We start from the raw sequence: 16,087 nt of genomic DNA, 5'->3' as shown, positions 1-16,087 counted from the left end.
GACTGCTCGCGCGCGCGAGTGCACCCCGCATGTGGGTTTTGCCGCCCGGCCACCCGGTGGCACCGGGTCTGACCTCGGGCGATGCGACGTGCGGTAGGTCACAGCTTGATCGCGGGCACCGTCGCGATTGGACCGTGTGGGGTAGCGACGAGTCTACGGGCTGCGACCACCCGCGCCTGGAAGCGACGCGCGGGGGTCGCTTTGCCAGAATGGGGCACGTGACGGCGAAGATTCTCGACGGCAAGGCCACCAAGAACGCCATTTTCGCGGAGCTCGAGCCCCGCGTCGCGGCCCTCGCCGCGAAGGGGGTGACGCCCGGCCTCGGCACCGTCCTGGTCGGTGACGACCCCGGCTCTCACTCGTACGTGCGAATGAAGCACGCCGACAGCGCGAAGATCGGGATCAACTCGATCCGTCGCGACCTGCCGGCCGACATCAGCCAGGAGAAGCTCGAAGCCGTCATCGACGAGCTGAACACCGACCCGGCCTGCCACGGCTACATCGTGCAGCTGCCGCTGCCGAAGCACCTCGACGCGAACCGCGTCCTGGAGCGGATCGACCCGGAGAAGGACGCCGACGGCCTCGCGCCGGTCAGCCTCGGCCGGCTCGTGCTCGGCCAGCAGGGTGCGCTGCCGTGCACGCCGTACGGGATCATCGAGCTGCTCAAGCGCCACGGTGTCGAGCTGAACGGCGCGCGCGTCACCGTGGTCGGTCGCGGCATCACCGTCGGGCGGACGCTCGGCCTGCTGCTGACCCGCCGCAGCGAGAACGCCACCGTGACGCTGTGCCACACCGGCACCCGCGACCTCGCCGCCGAGGTCCGCCGCGCCGACGTCGTGATCGCCGCGGCCGGGGTGCCGGGGATCATCACGCCGGACATGGTGGCGCCGGGCGCCGCGGTGCTCGACGTCGGCGTGTCGCATGTGGACGGCAAGCTGACCGGCGACGTCCACCCGGGAGTCGCCGAGGTCGCCGGCTGGATCTCGCCGAACCCGGGCGGGGTCGGCCCGATGACCCGGGCGATGCTCGTCAGCAACGTCGTCGAAGCGGCGGAGCGCTCGGTACAGGGCCGATGACGATGACCGAGGACCGGCGCGAGGTGACCGGTCACCGGCCGTCCCGGTTCACCCAGCTGCCGTTCGCGGCGGTGCTGCTGGTGGTGGCCGTCGCGGCGCTGCGGATCTTCCAGTACCACTGGCGCGAGGGCGCGGCACTGATCGGCGCGGCGCTCCTGCTGGCCGCGCTGCTGCGGGCGGCCCTGCCGACGACCCGGGCGGGCCTGCTGGCCATCCGAGGCAAGCTGGTGGACGTGGTGACGTTCACGTCCTTGGCGGCGGCGGTGCTGTACGTCGCCCTGACGATCATCGGCGGGCCGCTCGGCTCCTGAACGCCGAAAAGCGCCACCCTCCTGCGGAAGGTGGCGCTTTTCGATGGGTCTGATCAGGACGCGAGGGCGAGTTCTCGCCGTTCGGCGCGGGCTTCGCGGCGGTCCAAGGTGCCGGAGACGATCGCCAGCGTGAGGCCGAACACCGCGAGCAGGGCGCCGACCCAGTTCGGGGCGACCAGACCGAGCCCGCCCGCGATCACCAGCCCGCCGAGGTAAGCCCCGATCGAGTTGGCGATGTTGAACGCCGACTGGACGGCGGCCGACACCAGGGACGGTGTGCCGCCCGCCTTCTCCATGATCCGCGCCTGCATCATCGGGCCGATCATGAACCCGGCGACGCCCACGAAGAAGATCGTGATCGCCGCGCCGATCTTGCCCTGCGCCGTGATCGTGAAGATGCCCAGCACCGATGCCAGCGCCAGCAGTGCGATGTACAGGCTCGGCATCAGCGCGCGGTCGGCCAGCCGGCCGCCGAGCAGGTTGCCGATCGTCATGCCGACGCCGGCCAGGGACAGCAGCAGGGTGACGTTCGACGGCGAATAGCCGGCGACGTCGGTCAGCATCGGCGTGATGTACGACAGGCAGGCGAACACGCCACCCAGCCCGAACGTGACGATCGCCAGCGCCAGGTGCACCTGCGGCCTCTTGAACGCGCCCAGCTCACCCCGCAGCGAGGCGTCGGCGGGCTTGCCCTGGTGCGGCACCAGCTTCCCGATGGCCGCGGCCGCGACCAGGCCGATCACGGCGACGACGCCGAACGTGGCGCGCCAGCCGACCTGCTGGCCGAGCAGCGTGCCCAGCGGCACGCCGATGACGTTGGCCAGGGTCAGGCCGAGGAACATCAGCGACACGGCCTTGGCGCGGTCGCCTTGGGCGACGAGGCTGGAGGCGACGACCGCCCCGGCGCCGAAGAACGCGCCGTGGGGCAGGCCGGCCAGGAACCGGAACGCGACGCCGAACTCCTGGTTCGGCGAGAGCGCGAAGAGGGCGTTGCCCAGCGTGAACAGGCCCATCATGGCCAGCAGCATGGTCTTGCGTGGCAGCCGGACGGCGACCGCGGTGAGCAGCGGGGCGCCCACGACGACGCCGAGGGCGTAGGCGGAGATGAGGTGGCCGGCGGTCGGGATGTCGACGCCGAAGTCGGCGGCCGCCTGGGGCAGCACGCCCATCATGACGAACTCGGTGGTCCCGATGCCGAAAGCTCCGATGGCGAGCGCGAGCAGCGCGACGGGCACGGCACTCCTTCCAGGGTGGGTAAACGATTACTGAGCCTGATTTCTGGATCGGTTCAGTAAAGGGGCATAAATAAAGACAGCCGATCGGCCCCAGCGCCGTGAGCTGCCTTCGCCCAGTCCAACAAGCGAGGGGGCCGGTTGTCATCCCGATATCGGGTGACGATCCACACCGTAACGCCCTGATCAGCGCGGAGCGGCCAGCACGCCGTTCAACAGGCCCGGGAACAGGGCGTCAAGATCGTTGCGCCGCAACGAGTTGAACCGCGTGGTGCCCTCCTGGCGGCCGGCCACGACGCCGGCCTGGCGCAGGATGCTCAGGTGGTGGGTGAGTGTGGACTTCGTCACCGGCACGGTGAGCCCGCCGCACGCGATCTCCTGATCGGTGCCCGCCAGCTGCCGGACGATGGCCAGCCGCACCGGGTCGGCGAGGGCGCGGAGCACGCCTTCGACGGTGATCTCCTCCCGGGCCGGGTGGGCGATCGGGGGCAGGGTGTCGGTCTTGGCCATGGACGCATTGTACGACGCCGGTCGAAATTCGGTGGCGACTCGTAGTACGGTGACTGTCGAACTACGACGTTCGTCGAACTCATCCCTGCTTCGCTTGGGGGCCAGCCCATGTCCGCACCTGCTCCTTCGAGGATCTCGGTCCTCGCGTTCGGCGCCTTCGGCGTCGGGACCAGTGGCTACATCGTCGCCGGGCTGCTGCCCGCGCTGACCGGTGAGCTGCACGTCTCGGCCACCGCCGCCGCGCAGCTCGTGACCGCGTTCGCCATCGCGTACGCGGTCGGCTCGCCGCTGTTCGCCGCGGCCACCGGCACCTGGGAACGCCGGACGCTGCTGGTCGCCGCGCTCGCCGTCACCGGTGCCGGCAACCTGTTCGCCGCGCTCGCGCCCGGCTACGGCTCCCTGCTGGTCGCCCGGGTGGTGACCGCGGTCGGCGCCGCCGTGTTCACGCCGGCGGCGAGCGCCGTGGCGGCCGAGCTGACCGTGCCGGAACGCCGGGGCCGCGCGGTCGCGATGGTGTTCGGCGGGCTGACGGTCGCGCTCATCTTCGGCGTCCCGCTCGGGAGCCTCATCTCGCAGCACCTCGGCTACCGGACGGCGTTCGCGCTGGTCGCCGCGTTCTCCCTGGCCAGCGCGCTGGCCGTGCGGATCGCACTGCCCACGGTCGCGGCGCCCCCGCGGGTGGGCCTGGCCGAGCGGTTCGCCGCGGGCCGCGACCCGCGCGTGCTCGTCATGCTGGCCGTGACGGTTCTCGGCTGCCTGGCCGCATTCATGGTCTACACGTTCGTGTCGCCGCTGCTGGCCGCGACCGCGGGCGTGCACGGCACGACCGTGACGGTGCTGCTGTTCTGTTACGGCGTCGGCGGCGCGATCGGCAACTTCGCCGCCGGCCGCGCCACCGACCGCTGGGGTTCGCGTACGCCGCTGCTGGTCGTGACGGCCGTTCTCACCGTCGTGCTGGCGTTGTTGCCGATCGCGACGACGACGCCGATCACGGCGGGTGTCGCGCTGTTCGTGTGGGGCGTGGCGACCTGGTCGTTCAGCCCGCCGGTGCAGCACCGCCTGATCGAGCTGTCCCCGGGCCACGCGGGCCTGGTGCTCTCCCTCAACGCGTCCGCGATCTACCTCGGCGTCGGCCTGTCCGGCGTGGCCGGTGGAGCGGTGCTCGCTTCGGGCGGCCCGCTGCTGCTGCCCGAGGTCGCGGCCGCGCTCACCCTCGTCGCCCTGCTGCTGGTGGGCTCGGCGTGGGGGCGGGTCCGCGCGCCTCGGGAACAGGTCGCCGTCTAGTTGTAGTGCCCTGTGAGGTTGGGGACGCGGCTGGCGGGTGGTTGGCCTGCGAGTGCGGTGTGGCCGCGATGGTAGTTGTAGGTGTGCAGCCAGTGCGGGAACGCTTCGCGGCGTTCGGTTTCGCGTTGGTAGGGACGGGCGTAGGCCCATTCCTCGAGCAGGGTTCGGTTGAAGCGTTCGACCTTTCCGTTGGTTTGTGGCCGGTAGGGGCGGGTGCGTTTGTGGGTGATCCCGGCTGCGGTCAGGGTCTCGTGCCAGGGTCGTGATCGGTAGCAGGCACCGTTGTCGGTGAGGACGCGCTTGACGGTGATGCCGTGGGCGGCGAAGAAGGCGTGGGCCCGGGTCCAGAACGCGGTTGCGGTGTCCTTGCGTTCGTCGGGCAGGATCTCGCTGTAGGCTAGGCGTGAGTGGTCGTCCACGGCGTTGTGCAGGTAGCTGTAGCCGATGACGGGCTTGTTGTGGCGGCGCAGCGTCGTGCTGGCACGTTTGTGCACGTCACCGGCCTGTCGTCCGTGGATGCGGTGTCCGCCGCCGTCGGGGATGTTGCCCAGCTTCTTGATGTCCACGTGCACCAGCTCGCCTGGCGCGGAGTGCTCGTAGCGGCGGACCGGCCGGCCGGTGGCCCGGTCCAGATGCGACAGGCGGGCCAGCCGGTAGCGGGTCAGCACCCGATGCACCGTGGAAGGCACCAGGTGCAGCAGGAAGGCGATCCGCGCCGGCCCCCACCGCCGCAGCACGCGGACTTTGATGATCCGCCGTTCGGTGCGGGTCGGTGTCCGGTTCGGGCTGGTCCGCGGCCTGCTGGACCGGTCGGTCATGCCGGCCTGTCCGTCGATGCGATAGCGGGCGGCCCACCGCTGCGCGGTGGCCACCGAGACCTGGAATCGCTCTGCGGCTCGCCGCAACGGCCAGCCTTCGTCCACGACGCAGCGGGCCAGGCGCAGCCTGCCGGCCGGGGTCAGGGGTGCGTTAGCGTGGGTCACGAGGGCCTCCGTTGCTCGGTGTAGACGTCGCAATCCAGACCGAACCCGGAGGCCCTCCCTCACACCAAGATCATCCGATCACGTGTCGCCACGATCGCAACCTCCTCGGGCAGTACATCTAGTCGGCGTGGGCCTGGACTTCGCGGAGCGAAAGCGGGTGTCCGGTCCCCGCGAACGGGGGCCGGCTGACCCGCGAACGGGCGGCGGGCACGAAGGGGGGCGTCGAGCCGGCCGAGGAGGCTGTCCGGCTGGTCTGACGAGTCTCGAGTGGACGGTCGCTAGCCGGCCTTCGTCGCGGCCTTGGCGGCCTTCTTGAACGCGCGCACCTGCGCGAGCGTCTCGGCGCTGGTGACGTCGGCGATGGACCGCCGTGACCCCCGGTCGCCGTACGAACCGGCCGCCTCGCGCCAGCCCTTCGGCTGGACGCCGCGCTGCTTTCCCAGCAGCGCCAGGAAGATCTTGGCCTTCTGCTCCCCGAACCCCGGCAACGCCCGAAGCCGCTTCAGCACCTCGGGACCGTCCGGCTTCGGGCGGCCGTCGAGCCACATGCCGTCGGTGCGGCCGTCGTAGTTCTCGATGATGTGCTGGGCGAGCGCGTGGACGCGGCGGGCCATCGAGCCGCCGTAGCGGTGGATCGCCGGTGGCACCACGCACAGCTCGACGAACTCTTCGACATCCGTCGCGGCGATCTTCGCCAGGGAGAAGCCGTCCATCCGGTCGGCGATCTTCCGGGGGCCCATGAAGGCGTGCTCCATCGGGTACTGCTGGTCCAGGAGCATCCCGACGAGCAGGGCGAACGGGTCGTCGTTCAGCAGCTTGTCGGCCGCCGGGTCGCCGGTCAGGTGCAGTTCGCGCAGCATGCCGTCATCTTGACACAACGACCCGTCTTCCTACGTGCTCTCCTTCGCCGGCAGGTGGGCGATGACCAGCGCCACCGTGGCGATCAGGAAGTTCTGCAGCGCCGGCTGCAGCCCGTTCCACTTCTCCGACTGCCACATCTGGAACCACTCGCCGCCGATGGCGAGGAAGCCGACGCCGAACAGCAGTACCCACATCACCCAGCCGAGCGTCGACAGGCGCCGGGCCGAGGCGCTCCCGCGCAGCCACGCCACGAACGCCGCGATCAGGACCAGGGCCGTCAGCGTCTCCCACGCGATGATCACCACGTAGGCCGCGTTCTGCAGACCCGGGCTGGTGATGGCGCGCCACATCATGTCCGGCGAGCGGAACGTCGTGTCCATCGCGAGCACGTGCTGCACGAACGCCTGGTTGGTGCCGAAGTCGGTGATGTTGCCGAACGCGATCAGCGCCATCTGGAGCGCGGTCATGGCGGTGAGGACGACGACCGCGAACCGCAGGCCGCCGATCTTGGCGAGGAACCCCATGTTCGGATCGTAACGGCGCCGTCACCGGGTTTTCGCGTAGCGCGACGGCGTCGTGCCGAGGTACCGCTTGAAGTGCCGGGTCAGGTGGGCCTGGTCGGTGAACCCGGCCGCCGTCGCGACCTCCGCGGCCGGCCTGCCGTCGAGCAGGAGGCGGCGGGCGCGGTCCACCCGGCGGCCGGTCAGGTAGCGGTGCGGCGGCAGGCCGAACCGCGCCCCGAAACTGCGGACCAGGTACGCCGGGTGCGCGCCGAGCGTCTCGCCCGCTTCGGCCAGCGTCAGCGCGTCGGGCAGGCGCGCGTCCAGGAGGTCCCGCAGGTCGTCGGCGAGGCCTCGCTTCGGCTCGTGCGACGGCGGCTTGCCGAGGTGGGTGCGCAGGCGATCGGCGACGAGGACCAGCCGGCTCTCGGCCTCGAGCGCGTCGCCCGGCTCGGCGAGTGACTCGTGGAGCTGGTGGATGCGGGTGCGCAGGAGGCCGTCGGCGAGGCTCGGCCGGTCGACCGCCGCGCCGATCAGGTCTTCGCCCAGCACCGGGGTGTCCAGGTAGAGCACGCGTTTGCGGAAGCCGTGGCTGGTCGCGGCGCGGCCGTCGTGGGCGACGTCCGGCGGCAGCAGCGTCACCGCCGTCCCGAGCGCGCCGTGGTGGTGGCGGTCGAGGTCGTAGCGGATGACGCCGTCGTCGACGATCAGCAGCGTCCACGTGTCGTGCGTGTGCAGCGGGTAGGCGTGCGTGGTGAAGCGCGCGTGGAAGACCTCGGCGATCCCCGGGACCGCCGGCCGCCAAGCCGCGACGTCCGCCATGTCAAGAACGTACAAGACGCGGGCGTCGCGCCCGGGCGATCGTGACCGGCATGAGTTCCTTCGACACGAAGATCGCCGTCCTGCTCCGCGACGACCTGGCGTCCTGGCAGCGGCTGAACGTCACCGCGTTCCTGGTGAGCGGCATCGCGCACGTGACCCCCGAGCTGATGGGCGAGCCCTACGCCGACGCCGACGGCACCGAGTACCTGCCGATGTTCGGCCAGCCGGTGCTGGTCTTCTCCGGGACGGCGGCCGTCCTGACCGCGGCACACGGCCGGGCACTGGGCCGCGGCCTGCGGTTCTCGATCTTCACCGACGAGCTGTTCCACACCGGCAACGACGCCGACAACCGCGCGGCGGTCCGCGCGGTGCCGGGGGAGAAGCTGGCGCTGGCCGGGCTGGCGGTGCACGGGCCGAAGAACGCCGTGGACAAGATCCTCAAGGGCGCTTCGCTGCACCGTTGAGCAGACGCTGAGTAGAACTGCTCTTTCCCCCGGGCGGGTGATGCTGCCAGCATGATCAGCAAAGCCGCGGAGGGCGGCTCGGGATGGGGAGGTTCCGTGAATCCACTTCGTCGTGCGTGCGTGGTCCTGACGGCGGCGGCCGGGCTGGGCGTGGCGCTCGTGCCGGTCGCGTCGGCGGACCCGCTGCAGACGGTCGACTACGTCTCGGAAGACGGTGCCTGGCCGCTGCAGGGCAGTGCCCACTACGCGGGGCCGGGCGACGAGATCGCCGTCTGGGAGTACGACGGCGTGCTGAAGATCGACGTGCAGTCGGGGCTGAAGGACCTGCGTGTCGAGCTGAGTGCGCCGGAGGGGGAGACCCTGCACACCGGCACGTACACCGGCGCTCGGTTCCGCTGGCAGAGTGACCAGGCGCTGACCACACCGGGCATCTTCGTCTACACCCACGGCAACGTCTGCAGCGAGGCGTACGCCGACTTCACGATCGACCGGCTCGAACCGGCCGCGGACGGCTGGGCGGCCGACGTCGACCTGACCTTCGTCCAGCACTGCGGCAGCCCGGACGGCCCCGCCACCCGCGGCGAGGTCCACTTCCGCGCCTGAGTCACGGGGCCGTCGCGTGCACCACGAAGACGCTTCGGACGCGCTCGCCGTCGTCGGCGGTGAACGTCTGCGCCGAGACGTCCACGAAGTCCTTCGCCAGCGCGGCGGCCCCGGCCTCGTCGAGCGGGAACGTCAGGTCCTTCGGCACGAACTCGGCGAACGGCCCGGACGGCTTGAACCGCGCCCCGGACACCACCGAGAACGCCAGCCGCCCGCCCGGTTTGAGCACCCGCAGCCAGTCGGCGAACGCCACCGCGCCCAGGAAGTGCAGCGAGGACGCGCACAGCACGACGTCGGCCGAGTGGTCCTCGGCCGGCATCGGCACCGCCGGTCCGACGCGCCACTCGATCCGCCCGTCCGGGTCCTGCGCGGGTGCCTTCGCCTCGGCCCGCGCGACCATGGCCGGCGACAGGTCGACCGCCAGCACGCGCGCGGGCTTCAGCTGCAACGCCGCGTACGCCGCGAAGCCGGTTCCCGTGGCGACGTCCAGCACCAGGTCGGGGGCGGGCGGGAGCGGCTCGACCAGCGCGGCGGCCACGGAGGCGTGGAAGGTGTCGTCGTCGTAGTGCTCGGCTGTGCCGTCGAAGAACGCGGCACGGGATTCGTCGCTCACGAACCTCAACCTAGCCGGGGCCACCAGCGGTTTTCAGCGGCCGGCGGCCGGCGAACCCGAGGTCGGCGCGGTGGTACCAGCCCAGGTCCCGGTCGCCTTCGAGCCAGCACAGCAGCACGTCGGTGCCGTCCAGCTCGGCCGGGAAGTCGACCAGCAGCGGCGCGAACCCCTTGAGCTCGGCGCCGGTGCGCTGGACCGTCGTCATCAGGTCGTCGAGGCGGGCCTGGGCGGCCTTCCACTCGGGCAGCCCGCCCAGCTCGGTCGCCCGCCCACCCGGCCGCAGCGACGCCGCGAGCTCGGCGGCGTCGGCGCGGACGCGCACCAGTTCGTCGAGGACCGGCCGCAGCCGCGCCAGTTCGTCGCGGGCCTCGGCGACGGTGAACAGTCCCATCCGGCGATGATGCCACCGGCGTGGATCAGCCCTCGCGCCGCCGCCGGACCAGCGCGTTGGCCAGCCCGCTGCCGACCAGCAGGAAGCCGACGCCGAGCAGGCCGCCGATGAACAGGAAATCCATGACGCCGTAGGCGATGTCGCTCTTGGGCATCAGGTTGACCAGCCGGAACCCCCACTCGGGGACGGCCATCGCGGCGACGCCGGGCAGCACGCCGTAGATCAGCCCGCCGAGGATCGGGCCGGCCGCCGACAGCGCGCCGAGGGCGGCGACGACCAGCAGGAGGATGGCCCCGCCGGCCAGCAGCGCGATGCCCAGCGCGTCGCGGTTGGTGCTCAGCGTCGCCTGGATCAGCTGTTGCTGGCGCAGGCCGCCCCAGCTCAGCAGGCCGAGGGCGACCGGCGTGAGCACGAGCCCGCCGAGGGCGCTGACGACGTGCGCGGCGCCGCGGCGCGGCCGTTCGTCGAGCAGGTCGGGGTCGCCGGGGCTCTGGTAGTCGTTCTCGAAGTCGTCTTCGAAGTCGGCGTACCGATGGGTCGACATGGCCGTCACCTCCCGCATGATGGATTCACGGGTGGCATCGTGCCTTGGTTCAGGCCCGAAAGCGATGGTCGCTCGGCAAGCGGTCGGATCGGCTGACCGGCGGGTTCGTGCCCGGTGATCCGGGCCACAAAGCGCGGGTGGAGACTTGATGCCGACCACTACTTGAACCATCCAGCTCCGTCAAGCAGTACGCTTGTACCGCTACCGGCGAAGACTTAAAGAAGAACGCGAAGATCCGCGGAAGGAGCACCGCTGCTCATGGCCAAGATCAAGGTCCAGGGCACCGTCGTCGAACTCGACGGCGATGAGATGACCCGCATCATCTGGCAGTTCATCAAGGACAAGCTGATCCACCCGTACCTGGACGTGAACCTGGACTACTACGACCTGGGCATCGAGGAGCGGGACCGCACCGACGACCAGGTCACCATCGACGCCGCCAACGCCATCAAGCAGCACGGCGTCGGCGTCAAGTGCGCCACGATCACCCCGGACGAGGCGCGGGTCGAGGAGTTCGGCCTCAAGAAGATGTGGCTGTCCCCGAACGGGACCATCCGCAACATCCTCGGTGGCGTGATCTTCCGCGAGCCGATCGTCATCCAGAACATCCCGCGGCTGGTGCCGACGTGGACGAAGCCGATCATCATCGGCCGCCACGCCCACGGCGACCAGTACCGCGCGACCAACTTCAAGGTGCCGGGCCCGGGCAAGCTGACCGTGACCTACACCCCGGACGACGGCTCCGAGCCGATGGAGTTCCAGGTCGCGCAGTTCCCCGAGGGCGGCGGCGTCGCCATGGGGATGTACAACTTCAAGAAGTCCATCGAGGACTTCGCGCGCGCCTCGCTCCAGTACGGCCTCGACCGCGGCCTGCCGGTGTACCTCTCCACCAAGAACACGATCCTCAAGGCCTACGACGGCCAGTTCAAGGACGTGTTCGAGGAGATCTACCAGAACGAGTTCAAGGCCGATTTCGACGCCAAGGGCATCTCCTACGAGCACCGCCTGATCGACGACATGGTCGCCGCGGCGATGAAGTGGGAGGGCGGCTACGTCTGGGCGTGCAAGAACTACGACGGTGACGTCCAGTCCGACACGGTCGCGCAGGGCTTCGGCTCGCTCGGCCTGATGACGTCGGTGCTGCGCACCCCGGACGGCCGGACCGTCGAGGCCGAGGCCGCGCACGGCACGGTCACCCGGCACTACCGCCAGCACCAGCAGGGCAAGCCGACGTCGACCAACCCGATCGCGTCGATCTACGCCTGGACCCGCGGCCTCGAGCACCGCGGCAAGCTGGACGGCAACCAGGAGCTGATCGGCTTCGCCAACAAGCTGGAGCAGGTCGTCGTCGAGACCGTCGAGAGCGGCCAGATGACGAAGGACCTCGCGCTGCTGATCAGCAAGGACCAGCCGTGGCAGACGACCGAGGAGTTCCTCGCGACGCTGGACGACAACCTGGCGAAGAAGATCGCCCAGGGCTGAGTTCCCTCGTCGAAGCCCCCTTCCCGGTTCGCCGGGGAGGGGGCTTTCGCGTGATCACGGGGTGTCACCTGGCGGGCGGGCCACTGGCGCCTCCGGGTGGTTGCGACGTCCGGCGCTGCCGTCCGGGTAAAGGATTGCCTACCCTTGGCGTGGGGACGGGCCCGTGGGTTGGAGGAAGGCATGTCGAAGAAGACTCTGCTCATCTTGGGCGCGCTCGTCCTGATCGTCATCGTGTACGTGAACTCGAACAAACAGGCTTCGGGGGCTTCGGCCACCGGCTGCAAGGTGACCGTGACCGCGGACGTGCTGAACGCCCGCGAGTCGGCCGACGGCAACGCGAAGGTCGTCGGCAAGTACCTGCGTGACGCCCAGTTCGACGCGCTGCCGGGCGTCCAGAACGGCTTCCGGAAGGTGGCCGACAACAAGTGGGTGGCGGCCGAGTTCACCCAGCCTGTCGCCGGCTCCGCCTGCTGAGTTCGTCAGACGCCGAGCAGGTCGGCCGCGAGCGTGACGACGCCGAAGGCCGCGGCCGAGAGGCCGAGCGTCCGGGCGCGCTTCGGATCGCGTTTCGCGGCGGCGCGCCAGTAGAGGCCGATGCCGATCGCGAGCACCAGCAGCTCGACGACGGCCGAGACGGCGGGCAGCCGCCACAGCCCGAAGCCGAACACGGGCAGGTCACCGGCGTTGCCGGGCAGGATCGGCAGGTCGGCGCGGTGCACGACGAGGTCGAGCAGCCAGTGCGAGAAGACGACCCCGCCGAGGACGAGCCCGGCTTCGCGGCCGAGCCACTTGCTCGCGACGGCGCCGAAGAGCGCGGCGAGCACGAGCGCGCCGACCAGCGAGTGCGTGTAGTCGGCGTGGATGACGCCGCCGCCGTAGCCCGCGCCGTCGACCGTCTCGATCCCGCTGAGGTAGAGCGGGACGAAGACGACGTCGAGCCAGGCGGTGGCGAGCATGAGCGTCCAGACGGGGATGGCCGGACGGCCCGCCTTGACGGCGGCGGCCAGCCCGAAGTGCCCGGCGATCATCTGCGGGCCTCCGTCCAGGGGAAGCGGGCGTCGAGCACACCGAGCCCGACGGTGAAGAGGAGAACACCGAGGAAGAAGCTCATTCTTCTGCTTTCCGTGCGTAGGCCGTGAGGCCTTGGACCAGCATGGTCTTCAGGACTTCGAAGCTTTGGTCGACGTCTTCCGGCCGGCCGAACCCGCCGGACGCTTCGAGCCCGGCAAAGCCCTGGACAGCGGCCCGGAGGCACCGCGTGCCGTGCACGGCTTGGGCGTGGTCGAAGCCGAACGGCCGCAGAACGGCGAAGACGACCTCGGCAACGGCGTGCGTGGCCCGGCTGAGTTCGACGTCGGATTCGTCGGGAGCGGTGACGAGGGCGTGGCTGCGGTGCGGGTGGTCCTGCAGGTAGCGGCGGTAGGCGTCGGCGATGGCCCCGACCGCGTCGCCGCCTTCCCGCCCGGTGGCGGCGGCGCGGAGGGTTTCGGCCATTTCCCGGACTACCCGCAGATCGATGAGCCTCCGCAGGTCGGCGAGGTTCTTGACGTGCTTGTAGAGCGAGGGCGCGGCCACCCCGGCGCGTTCGGCGACCTTGGCGAGGGTGAGGGTTTCGGGACCGGACTCGTCGATGATCGTGACGGCCAGGTCGACCACGGCGTCGGTGGTCAGGCCGGCTCTAGGGGACATCTTGGCTACTTTGCATAGCTTTAAAGCTAATGTTCGTAGCTTGGGCGGTCAAGGGCCGGTTTTTGTCGGTGGTGGGTGCTAGAACTGATCTCGGTCGAAACCGCAGGTGGCGGCGTTGCGGCGCCGGGGAAGGAGGGAACGTCCGGGGGCGGGCGACAACTGAATCGCGGTGCGAGCCGGTGGTGTCCGCGGGGTCTCCAGGGGGAGTCTCGCGGGCTTGGCAGAGGTGGCTTGGGCGGGATCGAGTCCTGGGGACGCGCTCAGACGGGGGTCGGAGCGTGAGGGGCGTCGGTCGCGTCGGTCGGGCGTTGGGCCGGGGGTCGGTTCAGCGTCCCGAGGGCGGAGCCGTCTTGCCGGCTTCTACTGGGTGCTACCGCGGAGCGGGCTGGTTGGTGCCGGGAACGCCCGGAGGGTGTTCCCGGCACCAAATCCGCTCGGGGTGCCGAGCGAGGGCAACGCCGGGCCCGCCTTCGGTCGCCCTCGGCACCGGCGTCGCCGGGGCCGGGGCCGGGGGCAGGCCGGTCGGTGGGCGGGGCGGGCCGGTCGCCGGGGCTGGGGCAGGCCGGTCGCCGGTGGGCGGGGCGGGCCGGTCGGCGGGGCTGGGGCGGGCCGGTCGGCGGGGCCGGGGCAGGCCGGTCGGCGGTGGGCGCGCTTTCTGCCGCGCGTCGGGGCTGGCGCAGCCGGCCGTGCGGAGTGGGGTGGGCGCGGCCGTGCCTGGCAGTGGGCGTGCCCGTCGGCTCGCCCGAGCCCGGCAGTCTGGCAGCGGGACGCGCCACGGCGGGCGGTAGCGTGCAACGCGTGCTGACCGTCTCCACCGTGAACGTCAACGGCCTCCGCGCCGCCGCCAAAAAGGGCTTCGTCGAGTGGCTCGCCGCCACGAAGGCCGACGTCGTCGCCTGCCAGGAGGTGCGGGCCGAAGCCGGCCAGCTTCCGGCCGCCGTCGTCGAACCCGATGGGTGGTTCTCCGTGCACGCCCCCTCGGCCGTCAAGGGCCGCAACGGCGTCGCCGTTTACAGCCGCGTCGAGCCCGAAGAGGTGCGGGTCGGCTTCGGCGAGCCCGAATTCGAAGACAGCGGGCGGTACCTCGAGGTGCACCTGCCGAACGTCGTCGTCGCGAGCCTCTACCTGCCCAGCGGGGACGTCGGCACCGAGCGCCAGGACGAGAAGGAGCGCTTCATGGCCGCGTTCCTGCCCTACCTCGTCGAGCTGCGGGCGAAGGCCGCCGCGGCCGGGCGGGAAGCCGTCGTCGTCGGTGACTGGAACATCGCCTACGACACCGTCGACCTCAAGAACTGGCGCGGCAACCGCAAGAACTCCGGCTTCCTGCCCGAGGAACGCGCCTGGCTCGGCCGCGTCTACACCGAGGCCGGCTTCACCGACGTCCAGCGCCGCCTCGATCCCGAAGGCCCCGGCCCGTACACCTGGTGGTCCTACCGCGGCCAGGCCTTCGACAACGACTCCGGCTGGCGCATCGACTGCCAGCTCGCGACGCCGGGGCTCGCCGAGAAGGTCGTCGACGTCGTGGTCGAGCGGGCGGCCGCGTACGACCAGCGCTGGTCCGACCACGCGCCGGTCACCGCGACCTACGACATCGACTTCCCGCGCTGACCCGGCTCAGCAGGAGAGGTTGCCGCCGGTCGGGACGCCGAGGATGCCGGCGAACCGCGTGTACAAGTCGATCCGGCTCTGCACCTGGGCCGGGTTGCCGCCGTTGCACTCGATCGAGCCGTTGATGCTGCGGATGGTCTCGCCGAAGCCACGCTGGTCGACCATCGCGTCGTGCGGCGTCATCGTGCCCGGGCCGCTCTGGGTGTTCCAGTACCAGAGCCCCGTCTGCCACGCGACGGCCGCGTCCTGCTCGACGAGGTAGGGGTTGCCGAGCAGGTCGATGCCGAGCGCGTCGCCTGCCGCCTTGTAGTTGAAGTTCCAGCTGAGCTGGATCGGGCCGCGGCCGTAGTACGCCGCGGTGCCCGCCGGGCAGCCGTACGGCTGGCTCGTGTCGCAGTAGTGCGGGTAGTTCGCGGTGTTCTGCTCCACGACGTACACCAGCCCGCCGGTTTCGTGGCTGACGTTCGCGAGGAACGCGGCGGCTTCCTGCTTCTGGACGGTGTCGTCGCCGGTGTTCGCGAAGCCGGGGTACGCCGACAGTGCCGCGGTGAGGCCGCTGTAGGTGTAGAAAGCGTTGCGGCCGGGGAACATCTGGTCGAACTGGGCTTCACTGACCACAAAGGACGCGGCGGACGCCGGGGCGGCCAGCGTGACGGCCGCGGCGAGCGCGCTCATCGCCACTGCGGCGCGCTTGAGGTAGCGGGTGATCGCCATCCGGAACTCCTCTTGTCAGGCCCGTCGTGCGCGGTCCGGCGGGCTCGGGGACTACTCCAAGAGGTATAGACCAATCACTATCCGGTGAAAAGTTTTCCGAACAGGAGGACGCGATCGGAGCAGTCGCCACTGCGGCAAACGTCGCAGCGTGAGCGGATGCTGCGCAGGACGGGTGACACTCGATCGGACACTCTCCGGTCACGCTCTACTTCAAGTAGTAGTGGACTCACCCACCAGGGTGGCGCAAATGAACTCCGGGGGCGCTGTGGGCGTATTACGGATTGAGCGCTACTCTCGCTTCCCAGTTGATCAGTACCGGCAGGTCTTGACACGCTCGGTAGTTTTTTGACCAGTAGCACGCCGCGCCTCACTCGGATGGGTGATCCCTCGGGTGGGACGC

The 16,087-nt window shown here is 70.6% G+C and carries 20 protein-coding genes; 8 read left to right on the top strand and 12 right to left on the bottom strand.

The window, feature by feature from the left end:
• Positions 1 to 218 precede the first annotated feature (218 nt).
• A complete protein-coding gene (locus HUT10_RS23290; protein WP_217709633.1) occupies positions 219 to 1,076 on the top strand; it encodes a bifunctional methylenetetrahydrofolate dehydrogenase/methenyltetrahydrofolate cyclohydrolase in 858 nt (285 codons plus the stop codon).
• Positions 1,073 to 1,387: a DUF3017 domain-containing protein gene (locus HUT10_RS23285; protein WP_176173181.1), complete on the top strand. Its 315-nt coding sequence runs from the start codon at positions 1,073 to 1,075 to the stop codon at positions 1,385 to 1,387. The genes HUT10_RS23290 and HUT10_RS23285 overlap by 4 nt, the downstream gene beginning before the upstream one ends.
• Before the next feature lie 53 nt (positions 1,388 to 1,440).
• On the opposite strand, the gene HUT10_RS23280 is transcribed toward HUT10_RS23285, so the two are convergent.
• Positions 1,441 to 2,622 (bottom strand): MFS transporter, encoded by a 1,182-nt coding sequence (locus tag HUT10_RS23280; RefSeq protein ID WP_176173180.1) that lies wholly within the window; start codon positions 2,620 to 2,622, stop codon positions 1,441 to 1,443.
• A gap of 183 nt (positions 2,623 to 2,805) precedes the next feature.
• Complete coding sequence (locus HUT10_RS23275; protein ID WP_176173179.1) at positions 2,806 to 3,129, bottom strand: helix-turn-helix transcriptional regulator; 324 nt, start codon at positions 3,127 to 3,129, stop codon at positions 2,806 to 2,808.
• 108 nt (positions 3,130 to 3,237) lie between these two features.
• On the opposite strand from HUT10_RS23275, the gene HUT10_RS23270 reads away from it, so the two are divergent.
• The gene (locus HUT10_RS23270; RefSeq protein ID WP_176173178.1) at positions 3,238 to 4,413 is read left to right on the top strand and encodes an MFS transporter; all 1,176 of its coding nucleotides are present in this window, start codon (positions 3,238 to 3,240) and stop codon (positions 4,411 to 4,413) included.
• Here the strand turns inward: HUT10_RS23270 and HUT10_RS23265 are convergent.
• The 4 genes from HUT10_RS23265 to HUT10_RS23250 form a co-directional block, all read right to left on the bottom strand.
• Positions 4,410 to 5,396 (bottom strand): IS481 family transposase, encoded by a 987-nt coding sequence (locus tag HUT10_RS23265; RefSeq protein WP_176173177.1) that lies wholly within the window; start codon positions 5,394 to 5,396, stop codon positions 4,410 to 4,412. The genes HUT10_RS23270 and HUT10_RS23265 overlap by 4 nt on opposite strands.
• Before the next feature lie 278 nt (positions 5,397 to 5,674).
• On the bottom strand, positions 5,675 to 6,256 hold the full coding sequence (locus tag HUT10_RS23260; protein ID WP_176173176.1) for an HhH-GPD-type base excision DNA repair protein: 582 nt from the start codon (positions 6,254 to 6,256) through the stop codon (positions 5,675 to 5,677).
• 30 nt (positions 6,257 to 6,286) lie between these two features.
• Complete coding sequence (locus HUT10_RS23255; protein ID WP_176173175.1) at positions 6,287 to 6,781, bottom strand: DUF2165 domain-containing protein; 495 nt, start codon at positions 6,779 to 6,781, stop codon at positions 6,287 to 6,289.
• Positions 6,782 to 6,802: 21 nt separating this feature from the next.
• Positions 6,803 to 7,579, bottom strand: coding sequence for an AraC family transcriptional regulator (locus HUT10_RS23250; RefSeq protein WP_176173174.1), 777 nt, complete (start codon positions 7,577 to 7,579; stop codon positions 6,803 to 6,805).
• Between the two features lie 50 nt (positions 7,580 to 7,629).
• Here HUT10_RS23250 and HUT10_RS23245 point away from each other — a divergent pair, with 50 nt between their 5' ends.
• Together HUT10_RS23245 and HUT10_RS23240 are read left to right on the top strand one after the other, a co-directional pair.
• On the top strand, positions 7,630 to 8,043 hold the full coding sequence (locus tag HUT10_RS23245) for a DUF2000 domain-containing protein (protein WP_176173173.1): 414 nt from the start codon (positions 7,630 to 7,632) through the stop codon (positions 8,041 to 8,043).
• Positions 8,044 to 8,139: 96 nt separating this feature from the next.
• A complete protein-coding gene (locus tag HUT10_RS23240; RefSeq protein WP_254896995.1) occupies positions 8,140 to 8,646 on the top strand; it encodes a hypothetical protein in 507 nt (168 codons plus the stop codon).
• Between the two features lies 1 nt (position 8,647).
• Here HUT10_RS23240 and HUT10_RS23235 read toward each other — a convergent pair whose 3' ends face one another.
• Genes HUT10_RS23235 through HUT10_RS23225 form a run of 3 tightly spaced genes read right to left on the bottom strand, consistent with a single transcriptional unit; the run spans position 8,648 to position 10,194 of the window.
• Positions 8,648 to 9,259, bottom strand: coding sequence for a class I SAM-dependent methyltransferase (locus HUT10_RS23235; protein ID WP_176173172.1), 612 nt, complete (start codon positions 9,257 to 9,259; stop codon positions 8,648 to 8,650).
• Between the two features lie 10 nt (positions 9,260 to 9,269).
• Positions 9,270 to 9,650 (bottom strand): DUF2203 domain-containing protein, encoded by a 381-nt coding sequence (locus HUT10_RS23230; RefSeq protein ID WP_176173171.1) that lies wholly within the window; start codon positions 9,648 to 9,650, stop codon positions 9,270 to 9,272.
• Positions 9,651 to 9,675: 25 nt separating this feature from the next.
• Positions 9,676 to 10,194 carry a hypothetical protein gene (locus HUT10_RS23225; RefSeq protein WP_176173170.1) on the bottom strand — a complete coding sequence of 173 codons (519 nt, stop codon included), beginning with the start codon at positions 10,192 to 10,194 and terminating at the stop codon, positions 9,676 to 9,678.
• Positions 10,195 to 10,452: 258 nt separating this feature from the next.
• Here HUT10_RS23225 and HUT10_RS23220 point away from each other — a divergent pair, with 258 nt between their 5' ends.
• Positions 10,453 to 11,676 carry an NADP-dependent isocitrate dehydrogenase gene (locus HUT10_RS23220; protein ID WP_176173169.1) on the top strand — a complete coding sequence of 408 codons (1,224 nt, stop codon included), beginning with the start codon at positions 10,453 to 10,455 and terminating at the stop codon, positions 11,674 to 11,676.
• A gap of 180 nt (positions 11,677 to 11,856) precedes the next feature.
• Positions 11,857 to 12,150: an SH3 domain-containing protein gene (locus HUT10_RS23215; RefSeq protein WP_176173168.1), complete on the top strand. Its 294-nt coding sequence runs from the start codon at positions 11,857 to 11,859 to the stop codon at positions 12,148 to 12,150.
• A gap of 5 nt (positions 12,151 to 12,155) precedes the next feature.
• On the opposite strand, the gene HUT10_RS23210 is transcribed toward HUT10_RS23215, so the two are convergent.
• Together HUT10_RS23210 and HUT10_RS23205 are read right to left on the bottom strand one after the other, a co-directional pair.
• Positions 12,156 to 12,704 (bottom strand): permease, encoded by a 549-nt coding sequence (locus HUT10_RS23210; protein ID WP_176173167.1) that lies wholly within the window; start codon positions 12,702 to 12,704, stop codon positions 12,156 to 12,158.
• A 79-nt stretch (positions 12,705 to 12,783) separates the two neighbouring features.
• A complete protein-coding gene (locus tag HUT10_RS23205; RefSeq protein ID WP_176173166.1) occupies positions 12,784 to 13,365 on the bottom strand; it encodes a TetR/AcrR family transcriptional regulator in 582 nt (193 codons plus the stop codon).
• Between the two features lie 789 nt (positions 13,366 to 14,154).
• Here HUT10_RS23205 and HUT10_RS23200 point away from each other — a divergent pair.
• Entirely contained in the window at positions 14,155 to 14,973 is an 819-nt protein-coding gene (locus tag HUT10_RS23200) for an exodeoxyribonuclease III (protein ID WP_176173165.1), read from the top strand.
• 6 nt (positions 14,974 to 14,979) lie between these two features.
• On the opposite strand, the gene HUT10_RS23195 is transcribed toward HUT10_RS23200, so the two are convergent.
• Entirely contained in the window at positions 14,980 to 15,687 is a 708-nt protein-coding gene (locus HUT10_RS23195) for a chitinase (protein ID WP_176173164.1), read from the bottom strand.
• Positions 15,688 to 16,087 lie beyond the last annotated feature (400 nt).

The organism is Amycolatopsis sp. Hca4 (assembly GCF_013364075.1).
Lineage (GTDB): Bacteria > Actinomycetota > Actinomycetes > Mycobacteriales > Pseudonocardiaceae > Amycolatopsis.
The sequence above is the reverse complement of the archived record's forward strand: the minus strand, read 5'-3'. Positions and strand labels throughout refer to the sequence as shown.